The 14,107-nt window shown below is 38.3% G+C and carries 11 protein-coding genes; all 11 read left to right on the top strand.

Annotation, left to right across the window (positions count from 1 at the left end):
• The first annotated feature begins 10 nt into the window (after window positions 1-10).
• The 11 genes from nrfD (at window position 11) to ruvA (ending at window position 14,102) form a co-directional block, all read left to right on the top strand.
• On the top strand, window positions 11-1,819 hold the full coding sequence (nrfD, locus tag I6U50_RS04465; RefSeq protein WP_198628610.1) for an NrfD/PsrC family molybdoenzyme membrane anchor subunit: 1,809 nt from the start codon (window positions 11-13) through the stop codon (window positions 1,817-1,819).
• Window positions 1,820-1,824: 5 nt separating this feature from the next.
• The gene (locus I6U50_RS04460; protein WP_193711391.1) at window positions 1,825-2,352 is read left to right on the top strand and encodes a DUF3341 domain-containing protein; all 528 of its coding nucleotides are present in this window, start codon (window positions 1,825-1,827) and stop codon (window positions 2,350-2,352) included.
• 5 nt (window positions 2,353-2,357) lie between these two features.
• Window positions 2,358-3,059 carry a c-type cytochrome gene (locus I6U50_RS04455; protein WP_193711390.1) on the top strand — a complete coding sequence of 234 codons (702 nt, stop codon included), beginning with the start codon at window positions 2,358-2,360 and terminating at the stop codon, window positions 3,057-3,059.
• 25 nt (window positions 3,060-3,084) lie between these two features.
• Entirely contained in the window at window positions 3,085-4,425 is a 1,341-nt protein-coding gene (locus I6U50_RS04450; protein ID WP_198637993.1) for a quinol:cytochrome C oxidoreductase, read from the top strand.
• A 30-nt stretch (window positions 4,426-4,455) separates the two neighbouring features.
• Window positions 4,456-5,523: a cytochrome c oxidase subunit II gene (locus I6U50_RS04445; RefSeq protein ID WP_193711388.1), complete on the top strand. Its 1,068-nt coding sequence runs from the start codon at window positions 4,456-4,458 to the stop codon at window positions 5,521-5,523.
• A gap of 27 nt (window positions 5,524-5,550) precedes the next feature.
• Window positions 5,551-7,377, top strand: a complete 1,827-nt coding sequence (locus I6U50_RS04440; RefSeq protein WP_193711387.1) for a cytochrome c oxidase subunit I — start codon at window positions 5,551-5,553, stop codon at window positions 7,375-7,377.
• Between the two features lie 159 nt (window positions 7,378-7,536).
• Window positions 7,537-8,559, top strand: a complete 1,023-nt coding sequence (gene ruvB / locus I6U50_RS04435; RefSeq protein ID WP_198637992.1) for a Holliday junction branch migration DNA helicase RuvB — start codon at window positions 7,537-7,539, stop codon at window positions 8,557-8,559.
• Window positions 8,560-8,568: 9 nt separating this feature from the next.
• A complete protein-coding gene (locus I6U50_RS04430) occupies window positions 8,569-9,900 on the top strand; it encodes a cytochrome P450 (protein ID WP_198637991.1) in 1,332 nt (443 codons plus the stop codon).
• A 2-nt stretch (window positions 9,901-9,902) separates the two neighbouring features.
• Window positions 9,903-10,829 carry a tRNA epoxyqueuosine(34) reductase QueG gene (gene queG, locus I6U50_RS04425; RefSeq protein WP_232805877.1) on the top strand — a complete coding sequence of 309 codons (927 nt, stop codon included), beginning with the start codon at window positions 9,903-9,905 and terminating at the stop codon, window positions 10,827-10,829.
• Window positions 10,830-11,031: 202 nt separating this feature from the next.
• Window positions 11,032-13,317 carry an NADP-dependent malic enzyme gene (locus I6U50_RS04420; RefSeq protein ID WP_198637990.1) on the top strand — a complete coding sequence of 762 codons (2,286 nt, stop codon included), beginning with the start codon at window positions 11,032-11,034 and terminating at the stop codon, window positions 13,315-13,317.
• 203 nt (window positions 13,318-13,520) lie between these two features.
• Window positions 13,521-14,102 (top strand): Holliday junction branch migration protein RuvA, encoded by a 582-nt coding sequence (ruvA, locus tag I6U50_RS04415; protein ID WP_193711383.1) that lies wholly within the window; start codon window positions 13,521-13,523, stop codon window positions 14,100-14,102.
• Window positions 14,103-14,107: the final 5 nt, after the last annotated feature.

The following is a 14,107-nucleotide window of genomic DNA, read 5'->3' as shown; positions in this document are numbered from 1 at the left end:
TAATAAGGATATGTCTCATTACGAAGCACCTATACGAAAGCCTTTAGTTACCGGGGATAAGACCTACCACGATGTTACTGTGGATGTGGCGGCACCGGTAGAAGGAAGGGCGAATAAATCCTGGTGGATTGTCTTTTCAATTGCCCTTATTGCCTTTCTTTGGGGTGTAGGTTGTATAATTTATACTATTTCCACAGGTATTGGAACCTGGGGACTTAACAAAACTGTTGGCTGGGCCTGGGATATTACTAACTTTGTTTGGTGGGTAGGTATTGGTCACGCCGGTACGCTAATCTCTGCTGTACTATTGTTGTTTAGGCAAAAATGGAGAATGGCAATTAACCGTTCTGCAGAGGCGATGACTATCTTCTCTGTGATGCAGGCCGGTTTGTTCCCTTTAATTCACATGGGGAGACCCTGGTTGGCTTATTGGGTACTTCCAATTCCAAATCAATTTGGTTCATTGTGGGTGAACTTTAACTCACCCCTGCTTTGGGATGTATTTGCTATTTCAACCTATCTTTCTGTTTCGTTAGTTTTCTGGTGGACAGGGTTGCTACCTGATTTCGCAATGATTCGTGACCGTGCAATTACTCCTTTCAATAAGAAGATCTACGGGATTTTAAGTTTTGGATGGAGTGGACGTGCAAAAGATTGGCAGCGTTTTGAGGAAGTTTCTTTGGTTCTTGCCGGTTTGGCGACGCCTTTAGTACTTTCGGTGCATACTATTGTATCTTTTGACTTTGCTACATCGGTAATTCCTGGTTGGCATACCACTATCTTTCCTCCTTATTTCGTTGCAGGAGCGGTATTCTCCGGGTTTGCTATGGTGAATACTCTTCTTATAATAATGAGAAAGGTATCTAATCTTGAAGACTATATTACCGTACAACATATTGAATTGATGAACATTGTAATTATGATTACGGGTTCTATTGTTGGGGTAGCTTATATTACAGAGCTGGTTATAGCCTGGTACTCTGGTGTAGAATATGAACAATATGCTTTTCTTAACAGGGCAACCGGACCTTATGCATGGGCATATTGGGCCATGATGACCTGTAATGTATTTTCTCCACAGTTTATGTGGTTTAAGAAATTGCGAACCAGTATCATGTTCTCGTTTTTTATCTCTATTGTTGTGAATATTGGAATGTGGTTTGAGCGTTTTGTGATTATTGTTACTTCACTACATCGTGATTACCTTCCATCTTCCTGGACAATGTTCTCTCCAACTTTTGTTGATATTGGTATTTTTATTGGAACAATAGGATTCTTTTTTGTGTTGTTTCTTTTGTATGCAAGATCTTTCCCGGTTATTGCGCAAGCAGAGGTTAAAACCATACTTAAATCTTCCGGAGATAAGTATAAGAAACTAAGAGCTGAGCACGGAGACGATGTAAAGCACTATACGCCGGTTAATATTGGGGAGCCTAAGAAAAATATCGCTACCAAGCTTGATAAGAAAATTGAAAATGGCGATTCGCCTAATGCAGAAGGTAATACTGAGCATAATGATACCGTGAATGCTGATGCTTTAGTACTTACTGAAGTACAAAAAGACAGAATAGATGCAATGTTAGGTAGAACAGGCTCTTTTAATCCTGAGAATCAAACTGCAGATAACTTACAAAAACTAAAAGCAGTAGGTCCTTTCCTTGAACAGCGTTTGCATCAATTGGGGCTTTATACCTATGTTCAGGTAAGTAAACTTGCCAAAGACGATTTTGAATTGCTTGATGAAGTAATAGAGAACTTCCCTAATGCTTCTATGAGAGGAGACTGGGTAGCACAGGCAACTGAACTAAAAAATAAGTAATTAAGATGGCATCAAAAGTTATACACGCTATTTATAATGATGATGACTTGCTTTTACAAGGTGTGAAGCAGGTGAGAGAAGCTCGTTATCATATTGGTGAAATTTACACCCCAATGCCCGTTCACGGTTTGGATAAAGCCATGGGGTTGGCACCTACACGATTGGCAATTACCTCTTTCCTTTACGGGCTTGTAGGTTTTGCGGTATCGATTGCTATGATGAATTTTATAATGATAGAGGATTGGCCTCAGGATATTGGAGGAAAACCTAGTTTTAGTTTTTTAGAAAATTTACCTGCCTTCGTACCGATTATGTTTGAGCTTACTGTGTTTTTTGCAGCACACCTTATGGTGATTACTTTTTATATGAGAAGTAAACTTTGGCCATTTAAAAAAGCAGAGAACCCAGACGTTAGAACAACTGATGATATGTTCCTAATGGAAGTTGATGTTGCAAATAACAATGTAGAGGAATTAACTAAATTTCTTTATGATACCGGGGCTGCAGAAATTAAATTAATAGATAATAAATAGACAGAATGAAAAATTTGTTCTATAAAGCGATAGTATTGTTCTTAGTGGGAGGAGTTGTTATGTCTTGTGCAGATAGCGACAAACCTAATTATCAATACATGCCAGATATGTACAAGCCGGTAGGATACGAGACTTATGGAGAGTATGATATTTTTGAAAATGGCCAGGAAGCCAAACTTCCGGTAGAGGGAACTATTCCAAGGGGATGGATGCCTTATGATTATGAGGATTCACCAGAAGGACTGGCTAATGCTAAAGCCAACCTAAATAATCCTCTTCCATATACTGAAGATAACCTTAACGAAGGGAAGGCGTTATACACTATTTATTGTGCCGTATGCCACGGGGATAATGGTGACGGTAAAGGAATTTTAACAGAACGTGAAAAAATTCTTGGGGTTCCTTCGTATGATGATGTAGGACGTGCCATTACAGAAGGAAGTGTTTATCATGTAATTTACTACGGATTAAACTCTATGGGTTCTTATGCTGTACAAACCAGTGAAGAGGAACGTTGGAAGATTACCCATTATGTAATGAACTTAAAAAATGAGCTGGAAGGTGGCGAGGAAATCCCGTTTGAAGAAGTAAAAGAAGCCTCGGTTGCTGAAGCAAATCCAGTAGAGGTAGATAGAGCACAGCAAAATGCACAGGAAGCTCAGGGAGAAGGAGCTGCACTAACCGTAGAGGAAGAAAACAATAATTAAGAACAAAGCATTTAGATCTATAAATATGTATACGCTATCCAGTAAATTAAAATTAACAGCAATTATTTTTATGATTGTTGGTGCTATTGGACTTGTAATTGGGTTTCTACAGGCGCCATCAAATTTGGATGATGTTAAGGAAATAATAGCCGCTGAAGGGCATCACGGTGAAACATCTCACCATGAAGAAGCTGAAGCAAATTTTGCTGATGCCGAGCAAGGTATGGTAAATGATGCGCACGCTGCCGGTTCACACGATGCAGAACATTTGGAGCATAAGTTGCATCAATTGCAAAATAAACCCTGGGCCGCTGTTTATGTAGCTGCTTTCTTTTTCTTTATGATCTCATTGGGGGCCCTGGCATTTTATGCCTTGCAGTATGCTTCACAAGCAGGTTGGTCTCCGGTATTGTTTAGGGTAATGGAAGCTATCTCAGCTTATATTGTTCCTGGTGGTATTATTATGTTTGTTCTTTTGGCACTTTCAGGTTTCCACTTAAACCATTTATTCGTTTGGATGGATCCGGAAGTAGTGGCACACGACGAAATTATTCAGAACAAAACGGCTTACCTAAATGTACCTTTCTTTCTTATAAGAGCTGCTATATTCCTTGGAGGTTGGTTTTTGTTTAGACATTTTCTTGTTAAAAATTCACGAAAGCTTGATGAAGCTACAGATAATGCTTACTTCAAAAAGAACTTCAAACTTTCTGCAGGATTTCTTGTTTTCTTCCTTGTTTCTGAATCTATGATGAGCTGGGACTGGATTATGAGTTTAGATCCGCACTGGTTTAGTACTTTATTTGGATGGTATGTATTCTCAAGTATGTTTGTTTCTGGAATTACTGTTATTGCTTTGGTTAGTATTTACCTTAAGTCTAGAGGCTATCTGCCTTTTGTGAATAATAGTCATATTCACGATTTAGCTAAATTTATGTTCGGAATAAGTATTTTCTGGACTTACCTTTGGTTTTCACAATTTATGCTTATCTGGTACTCTAATATTCCTGAAGAAGTAGTGTACTTTATTAGTAGAATTGAGAACTATAGCTTGCCTTTCTTTGGTATGGTAGCTTTAAACTTTCTTTTTCCACTATTAGTATTAATGAACAGCGATTTCAAGAGAATGAACTGGTTTGTTGTAATGACGGGTATTATTATACTTGTTGGACATTATTTAGATGTTTTTACAATGGTAATGCCGGCAACGGTGGGAGAATCCTGGTTTATAGGTTTGCCTGAAATTAGTGCAGTGTTTTTCTTTGGAGGATTGTTTACTTTTGTAATCTTTAATGCGCTTACCAAAGCTCCATTGCTGGCTAAACGTAACCCATATATTAAGGAAAGTGAACATTTCCATTATTAATAAAAGATTGTTTAAAGAAGAAATTATAAAATGACCGTATTTTTAGTAATAATTGTACTAGCCCTATTGGCCGTTACCGGTTGGCAAATGTCTAAGATTTTTGAGCTTTCCAAAGGCCCTGGTGCCGAAAGTTCGGCGATAGCTAATGATAATGATAATAGGCAGCAAGCAAAGCTTATGCTTTGGTTTATGATATTCCTTTATATTGGGATGGCATATAGTTTTTGGCACTGGAGTAAATTATATCTTCCTGAATCGGCCTCTGAACATGGTAATGAGGTAGATACTTTAATGTTTATATCTATTGGGCTCATTATGGTAGTGCAGGTAATTACACAGGCATTACTGCATTGGTTCGCTTATAAATATCAAGGAAAAAAGGGCAATCGAGCGCTGTTCTTTGCCGATAACGACAAACTGGAATTTATTTGGACCATTATTCCGGTAATTACCCTTGCAGGTTTAATTATTTATGGTCTTTTTACCTGGAGTGATATTATGAATATTGGGGAAGATGAAGACCCTATTGTAATTGAAATATATGCAAAGCAATTTAGCTGGCAGGCTAGATATGCAGGTGAAGACAATACGCTTGGAGAGGCCAATGTTCGCTTTATCGAGGGTATAAATACGGTTGGTCTTAATGTGAACGATAGCTATGCAGATGATGATAAGATAACTACAGAGCTTCACCTTCCTGTAGGAAAGAAGGTTCTTTTTAAATTTAGGTCGCAAGATGTATTGCACTCTGCTTACTTCCCACATTTTAGGGCGCAAATGAACGTTGTTCCCGGAATGGTGACACAATTTGCCTTTACCCCGGATATTACTACCGAAGAAATGAGAAACTCAGAGTATATGGTAGATAAGGTTAAAACCATTAATGAGATAAGAAAAGAGAATAGCGAAGCTTTAATGGCTGAAGGCGAAGCACCATTGGACTCATATGAATTCGATTACTTCTTGCTTTGTAATAAGATTTGCGGGGACGCACACTATAATATGCAAATGAAGATTGTAGTAGAAAGCGAAGAAGAATATAACCAATGGTTAAGCGAACAGGATGAGTTTGCTACCGTTATGGAATCACAAGAATAACAGAACTAAAAAGAATATAATTTAGATATGTCAGCAATAGCAACAGCACCGGCTCACGATCACCACGAAGATCACGGACATCATCATAAAGAAACTTTTATTACTAAATACATATTTAGTACAGACCATAAGATGATTGCCAAGCAATATCTTATAACAGGTATTTTAATGGGTATTGTAGGGATTATGATGTCCGTACTTTTCCGTTTGCAAATAGCCTGGCCAGAGCAGTCGTTTATGATTTTTGAGTGGCTTTTAGGCGATAAATGGGCTCCTGAAGGGGTTATGACTCCTTCAATTTACCTTGCATTGGTTACTATACACGGAACCATTATGGTTTTCTTCGTGTTAACTGCTGGTTTGAGTGGTACCTTTAGTAACTTGCTTATTCCGCTTCAAATTGGTGCAAGGGATATGGCTTCAGGATTTATGAACATGCTTTCTTATTGGTTGTTCTTTATTTCTTGTGTAATTATGATTAGCTCATTGTTTATAGAGTCTGGTCCTGCTTCTGCCGGTTGGACAATATATCCGCCACTAAGTGCCTTGCCACAGGCTATTGGAGGTTCCGGAATGGGTATGACCCTTTGGTTGATTTCAATGGCTATTTTTATTGCTTCATCGCTTTTAGGTTCGCTTAACTACATTGTTACTGTATTGAACCTTAGAACTAAAGGGATGTCTATGATGAGGCTGCCGCTTACTATTTGGGCGTTTTTTATTACTGCTATTATTGGAGTAGTTTCATTCCCGGTTTTACTTTCTGCAGCACTTTTACTTATTATGGATAGAAGTTTTGGTACTTCTTTCTTTCTTAGTGATATTTATATTCAGGGTGAAGTATTGAGTCACCAGGGAGGTTCGCCAGTTTTGTTTGAGCATTTATTCTGGTTCCTTGGTCACCCCGAAGTGTATATTGTAATTTTACCTGCAATGGGTATTGTCTCTGAAGTTATGGCTACAAATGCACGTAAACCAATTTTTGGTTACCGTGCCATGGTTGCTTCTATTTTGGCAATTGCATTCCTTTCAACAATTGTATGGGGGCACCATATGTTCGTTTCGGGAATGAACCCGTTCTTAGGTTCTGTATTTACATTTACAACCCTATTAATTGCTATTCCTTCTGCAGTAAAAGCATTTAACTGGATTACCACTCTCTGGAAAGGTAACTTGCAAATGAACCCCGCTATGTTGTTCTCAATTGGTTTTGTATCAACATTTATTACCGGTGGTTTAACAGGTATCATTTTAGGAGATTCAACATTAGATATTAACGTTCACGATACTTACTTCGTAATTGCTCACTTCCACCTGGTAATGGGTATATCTGCGATCTATGGACTTTTAGCGGGTGTTTATCATTGGTTCCCAAAAATGTTTGGTAGAATGATGAATAAAAATCTGGGCTATGTTCACTTTTGGATTACGGCTGTAGGTGCTTATGGTGTGTTTTTCCCGATGCATTTTATAGGCCTTGCAGGTTTACCAAGACGTTATTATACAAACACGGCATTTCCATACTTCGATGACCTTGCAGATGTAAATGTTATTATTACCATTTTCGCAATTATAACTGCAGGGATACAGGTTGTATTTTTATATAACTTCTTTAGCTCTATTTTCTTTGGTAAGAAGGCTACACAAAACCCTTGGAATGCCACTACTTTGGAATGGACTACTCCGGTAGAGCATATTCACGGAAACTGGCCTGGTGCAATTCCTTCGGTTTATCGTTGGTCTTATGACTATAGTAAGATGAATCTTGATGGAACAGATTATGTAATTCCTGGTCAGGATTTTGTTCCTCAAACGGTTCCACTTCAGGATCATGAGGAAGAGTTGAACCACTGAACTTAATAGAATATCAATAAAAAACCTCTCCGTTTCACGAGAGGTTTTTCGTTTTTAGGCCTGTTTGAAGCCTTGCTTATAGAACGACCTCTATTGAAACTCCTCCAAGGTATTTTAATTATCTTTGCTGAATAAATAGCGATATAACTTTAATGATTTATGAATGAAAACCTTGATCCTTCCGGAGAGAATTTCACGCCCGAAGAGTTTGATATAGAGAGAGCCTTGCGCCCCCTTAGCTTTGATGATTTTGCAGGCCAGGATCAGGTTTTGGAGAATCTCAAAGTATTTGTACAGGCGGCAAATCAAAGAGAAGAAGCTTTAGATCATACCCTTTTTCATGGGCCACCCGGTCTTGGTAAAACCACTTTAGCTCATATCCTTTCCAGTGAACTTGGTGTGGGGATAAAAGTAACTTCGGGTCCTGTTTTGGATAAACCCGGAGATCTGGCCGGTTTGCTTACCAATCTGGAGGATAGGGATATTTTATTTATAGATGAGATTCATAGGTTAAGTCCGGTGGTAGAAGAATACCTCTATTCGGCAATGGAAGATTACCGAATAGATATTATGATAGAATCCGGGCCTAATGCCAGAACCGTACAAATTAATTTAAACCCATTTACCCTTATTGGTGCTACTACCCGTTCGGGTTTGCTTACCGCACCTATGCGAGCGCGTTTTGGTATTTCCAGTCGCTTACAATATTATTCAACCGAGTTACTTTCAGATATTGTACAACGTAGTGCAGAAATTCTTCGGGTGCCTATTAACCTTGAGGCTGCAATAGAAATTGCCGGAAGAAGTAGGGGTACTCCTAGAATTGCTAATGCTTTACTTAGAAGGGTTAGGGATTTTGCGCAAATTAAAGGTAATGGCAAAATAGATATGGAGATTGCAAAATATGGGCTTAAGGCTTTAAATGTAGATGCACACGGCTTGGACGAAATGGACAACAAAATCCTGGAAACTATTATCGATAAATTTAAAGGAGGTCCTGTAGGTTTAACCACTTTGGCTACCGCTGTAAGTGAAAGTGCAGAAACCATTGAAGAAGTTTATGAACCTTTTCTAATTCAACAGGGATTTATATATAGAACTCCAAGAGGACGGGAAGTTACCCAGGCAGCATATAAACATTTGGGAAGGACAAAAGGAGATATTCAGGGCGGACTTTTTTAAACAAAACTTATGAAAGATTCTGCCAAAATACCTGAAGTTTCTCTTCTGAAATTCCTGAAACATTCTACGAATATTTTAAAGAATCCTTTGCCGTTTCATCATAATAATTTTAAAGAGAAAGGAGATACTTTTCGATTGAACATAGGATTCAGAAAATCGGTAATATTTTCCAGAGATGCCGGACTGGTGGAATATGTACTTCAAAAGAATCAGAAGAATTTCGTAAAATCTGAGATCCAAACTAAGGATCTGGTTAAATATGTTGGGAAAGGATTGCTTACCTCAGAAGGGGAGCATTGGAAAAAACAGCGAAAATTAATTCAACCTGCTTTTCATAAAAAGCAACTTGCCAATCTGCTTGATTCTATAAAACAGGCAATATTACTGGAATATGAAAAGATAACAGTAAATAAAGAACTGGATATTTTTCCTGTTTTTAATGACCTTGCTTTTCAAACTGTGGTCAAATCTTTGTTTAGTAGTGCTGCCAATCAGAATGAAATCAATAGACTTCAATACATTACCGAGGAAACTCAAAAAATGCTTGTAAAAGAACTACGACAACCCTATTTGGGATGGTGGTTTAAAGCAAGCGGGAAGATAAATGGTTATCTTAAGCTTACCGCTGAAGCCCGGAGCATTCTAAGTAAAATTGTTCAGGAAAGAAGGAATTCAAAAGAAGGATATGACGATCTTTTAGACATGCTGTTGGACGCAAAATATGATGATGGTAATTACATGGACGAAGAACAGCTTATCGATGAGATACTGATTCTTTTTACGGCCGGTCACGAGACTACCTCCAATGCCCTAAGCTTTACCACCCAATTGCTTGCATTTAATCCTATATGGCAGGAGAAAATCTACGAAGAAATATCTGCCTTAAAGAAACAGGATCTGGATTTAATGAGCTATGTAGGCAAATGCGAGATTATTCAGCAGGTGATTGAAGAGTCTATGAGACTATATCCGCCGGCATATTTTATAGATCGTGTTAACCTGGAAGAAGATAAATTCGAAAGAAAATATTTCGAACCCGGTTCAAATTTGTTGTTCTCCCTTTACGAGGTTCATCGCCATCCAGACCTATGGGAACATCCAGATGAATTTAAACCGGAACGCTTTGCTGAAGGAGGGAGAAAATATTCCTCCCAATACTTTCCTTTCGGTGCCGGACCCAGGAAATGTATCGGAAATAATTTTGCTATGTTCGAGATGATTATTGCAATTGCAGAACTGATCTCTCGCTATAAGATTGAGCCCAAAACTTCTGAAATTGAAATACAACCATTAATTACACTTAAGCCTAAAAATGCATTCTTAAAGTTTTTATCCCGATAAATTTGATTCAAAATAGCTCTAAATACACGAGTTTAATTAAAGAGGAGGCCAAACGCCTCGGATTTTTATCTTGCGGGATTTCTAAAGCAGAATTTTTAGAAAAAGAAGCACCGCGCTTAGAAGAATTCCTGAATGAAAATCGGCATGGTGAAATGCGCTGGATGGAGAATAACTTTGATAAGCGCCTGGATCCCACCAAACTTGTGGAGGGGTCTAAGAGTGTTATTTCGTTACTGCTTAATTATTATCCTGAGGAAAAACAAAAAGAAGGTTCTTATAAAATTAGTAAATATGCTTACGGTAGAGATTATCATTTTGTGATTAAAGATAAGCTTAAGCAACTTTTACAGTTTATCCGGGATAAAATAGGAGAGGTAGACGGAAGGGCTTTTGTAGATTCTGCCCCGGTTATGGATAAGGTATGGGCGGCCAAAAGCGGATTGGGCTGGATAGGAAAGCACTCTAACTTACTCTCTAAACAAACAGGTTCTTTTTATTTTATCGCAGAACTTATTGTAGATCTTGAGTTGGAATACGATACCCCGGTTACCGATCATTGCGGAAGTTGCACCGCCTGTATAGATGCCTGCCCTACTGATGCTATTGTAGCCCCTTATAAGGTAGATGGCAGCAAATGTATTTCTTATTTTACCATAGAGCTTAAAGACGAATTGCCCAATTCTTATAAAAACCAGTTTGAAGATTGGATGTTTGGCTGCGATATTTGCCAGGATGTTTGCCCCTGGAATAGATTCTCAAAACCTCATAACGAACCTTTGTTTAACCCACACCCCCAATTGCTGGAAAAAGATAAAAAGGGCTGGGAAGAATTAACCAAAGAAACCTTTAATGAGATTTTCAGGAAATCAGCTGTTAAACGAACAAAATTTGAAGGTCTAAAGAGAAATATTCAGTACTTAAAAGGCTAATTCTTAGTTTTTGGAATTTAACCTGGTATTTAAAAACTTTTATTTTTCGCATATAATTTTACAGAAACCAGTTTTCAATTATTGATTTTTCATAAAAAATTAAGTTGGGGGCTTTTCTTCTAAATTTATTTTTCTTTTGTCTTAAGAAACACAATATTGAAGCTAAGCTTACTACCTTTGTAATTAGCAGAAAAAATAAATTATGAGTAATAATCCTAGAAAAAGAAGAGAGGCTTTGGTGTATCACGCCAAGCCAAAACCAGGAAAAATAGAAGTTAAACCAACCAAGAAGTACGCCACCCAAAGAGATTTGTCCCTGGCTTATTCACCCGGAGTTGCAGAGCCCTGTCTCGAGATAGAAAAGGATAAAGAAAATGCTTATAAATATACCACAAAAGGCAACCTTGTTGCAGTAATTTCTAACGGGACTGCGGTTTTGGGTCTTGGTGATATTGGCCCTGAGGCATCTAAGCCGGTTATGGAAGGAAAAGGTTTGCTCTTTAAAATCTTTGCAGATATAGATGTTTTTGATATTGAAGTAGATACCAAAGATGTAGATAAGTTTATAGAAACCGTAAAAAACATTGCACCTACATTTGGTGGTATTAACCTTGAAGATATCAAAGCTCCTGAAGCTTTTGAAATTGAACAAAGATTAAAGGCAGAACTTGATATTCCCGTAATGCACGACGATCAGCATGGAACAGCCATTATTTCGGCTGCAGCCTTGCTTAATGCACTAGAGCTGTCTAAGAAAAAGATAGAAAAAGCAAAAATCGTGATAAGTGGTGCCGGTGCAGCAGCGGTTTCCTGTACAAAACTCTATAAAGCCTTTGGAGCGAAAGCAGAGAATATTGTAATGACAGACAGCAAAGGCGTAATTAGAAAAGACCGTCCGGGACTTTCTGAAGAAAAAATGGAATTTGCAACTTCCAGAAAAATAGACACACTTGAAGAGGCCATGAAGGGTGCCGATGTTTTTGTAGGCCTTTCTATTGCCAATATTGTTTCTCCCGAAATGCTAAAAAGCATGGCAAAACGTCCTATTGTTTTTGCCATGGCAAATCCGAACCCGGAGATAGATTATCAATTGGCTATGGATACGCGTAAGGACATTATTATGGCCACGGGAAGAAGTGACCATCCAAACCAGGTGAACAACGTACTTGGCTTTCCTTTTATATTCCGTGGAGCTTTAGATGTTAGGGCTACTAAAATAAATGAGGAGATGAAGATGGCTGCGGTAAAAGCTCTGGCCGAGCTGGCCAAAGAAGCTGTGCCGGAACAGGTAAATATTGCTTATGGTGAAACCAGGCTTAATTTTGGTTCAGATTATATTATTCCCAAACCTTTTGATCCAAGATTAATTGCTAAAGTACCGCCGGCCGTTGCGAAAGCAGCAATGGAAAGTGGGGTGGCAAAAGAACCCATTCATGACTGGGAGCGCTATGAAGAAGAGCTACTTGAAAGAATGGGCAGTGATAATAAAATTACCAGGTTATTGCTTAATCGGGCTAAAATGAACCCTAAACGAATTGTTTTTGCGGAAGCCGATCATTTAGATGTACTAAAGGCAGCGCAAATAGTTCAGGATGAAGGAATCGCTATTCCTATTTTACTGGGCCGACGTGAGGTGATTAAAGAATTGATGCAAGAAATAGACTTCAATGAAGATGTTCTTATTATAGATCCTAAGGCTGATGATCAGGAAAATCAGCGAAAAGCATACGCAAAGGTATATTGGAAATCAAGGAGTAGAAGTGGGGTTACCTTGTATGATGCTGAAAAATTAATGCGTGAGCGCAACTACTTTGCAGCCATGATGGTTAACGAAGGAGATGCCGATGGCTTGCTTTCTGGTTATTCAAGAGCCTACCCAACAGTTGTAAAACCTATGCTTGAGCTTATTGGAATGGCTCCCGGTGTAACTCGAGTGGCGGCTACCAATATTATGAACACCTCTCGAGGTCCACTTTTTATTAGTGATACTTCTATTAACATAGATCCTCCTGCAAAAGACCTTGCTAAAATTGCACAAATGACGGCCAGAACAGTAAAATTGTTTGGGATAGAGCCGGTGGTAGCCATGATGTCTTATGCAAACTTTGGTTCATCCAAAGATCCTCATGCTGTTAAAGTAAAAGATGCTGTTGCTTACCTACATCGTTACCAACCAGACTTAAATGTAGATGGAGAATTACAGGCAGATTTTGCACTTAATCGTGAAATGCTTCAGAATAAATTTCCATTTTCAAAATTGGCCGGAAAAAAGGTAAACACTTTAATATATCCAAACCTGGATTCTGCCAATAGTACTTATAAGCTTATAAAAGAGTTGAATGACGTAGATTCTATTGGCCCAATTATGATGGGAATGCGCAGGCCGGTACATATTCTTCAACTTGGGGCGAGTGTAGAAGAGATTGTAAATATGACGGCCATTACGGTTGTAGATGCTCAGGAAAAGGAAAAGAAACAAAAAAAGTAAATAACCTCGTGGGGAGTCAACGAAGTAATAAATAGGAAGAATTTTTGTGTTTCGTGACAAGTCACGGAGTCCCGATAATTTAATTATAGGGATAAATCTCGATTATCGAGTAAAATAAGGTGGAAATATAGCATTTAAGCCCGGGACAAAGGTTTCGGGCTTAACTTTTATTTACTACATTTGAATCCTTAAGTTAAAATTATATGATTCATCATCTTAAGGGGCAATTAATAGAGAAGAATCCTACCTACTTAGTTATTGAATGCAATGGTGTCGGGTATATGGTGCATATATCCTTACATACCTTTTCGCTAATTCCAGATTCCGAAAATATAAGTATTTACACCCATTTGCATGTAAAGGAAGATTCCCACACGTTATATGGTTTTTATCAAAAATCAGAGCGGGATATTTTTAGGTTATTAATATCGGTTTCGGGAGTAGGTACCAGTACGGCAAGAACAATGTTGTCTTCTTTAGAGCCTAATCAGGTAAAAGAAGCGATTGCTAACGCCAATGTGCCTACTATACAAAGTGTTAAGGGGATTGGTGCTAAAACTGCTCAAAGGGTGATTTTAGATTTAAAAGACAAAATATTAAAAGTCTATGGGGAAGACGAAGTTTTTGTTCCTCAGGACAATACAATAAAAGAAGAAGCGTTATCTGCATTAGAGACTCTGGGCTTTGCGAGAAAGCAGGCTACCAGGGTAGTAGATAAAATCATGAAAGATTCTCAAGCCCCTACCGTAGAATCTATTATAAAAATGGCTTTAAAAAATCTGTAAAGAAT

Source organism: Salegentibacter maritimus, from assembly GCF_016236975.1.
Lineage (GTDB): Bacteria > Bacteroidota > Bacteroidia > Flavobacteriales > Flavobacteriaceae > Salegentibacter > Salegentibacter maritimus.
The sequence above is the reverse complement of the archived record's forward strand: the minus strand, read 5'-3'. Positions and strand labels throughout refer to the sequence as shown.

Coding starts and splice junctions, on each gene's coding strand:
- I6U50_RS04450 (WP_198637993.1), top strand. CDS start 3,085: ATGTATACGCTATCCAGTAAATTAAAATTAACAGCAATTATTTTTATG.
- ruvB (WP_198637992.1), top strand. CDS start 7,537: ATGAATGAAAACCTTGATCCTTCCGGAGAGAATTTCACGCCCGAAGAG.
- I6U50_RS04440 (WP_193711387.1), top strand. CDS start 5,551: ATGTCAGCAATAGCAACAGCACCGGCTCACGATCACCACGAAGATCAC.
- I6U50_RS04445 (WP_193711388.1), top strand. CDS start 4,456: ATGACCGTATTTTTAGTAATAATTGTACTAGCCCTATTGGCCGTTACC.
- I6U50_RS04455 (WP_193711390.1), top strand. CDS start 2,358: ATGAAAAATTTGTTCTATAAAGCGATAGTATTGTTCTTAGTGGGAGGA.
- nrfD (WP_198628610.1), top strand. CDS start 11: ATGTCTCATTACGAAGCACCTATACGAAAGCCTTTAGTTACCGGGGAT.
- I6U50_RS04420 (WP_198637990.1), top strand. CDS start 11,032: ATGAGTAATAATCCTAGAAAAAGAAGAGAGGCTTTGGTGTATCACGCC.
- I6U50_RS04430 (WP_198637991.1), top strand. CDS start 8,569: ATGAAAGATTCTGCCAAAATACCTGAAGTTTCTCTTCTGAAATTCCTG.
- ruvA (WP_193711383.1), top strand. CDS start 13,521: ATGATTCATCATCTTAAGGGGCAATTAATAGAGAAGAATCCTACCTAC.
- I6U50_RS04460 (WP_193711391.1), top strand. CDS start 1,825: ATGGCATCAAAAGTTATACACGCTATTTATAATGATGATGACTTGCTT.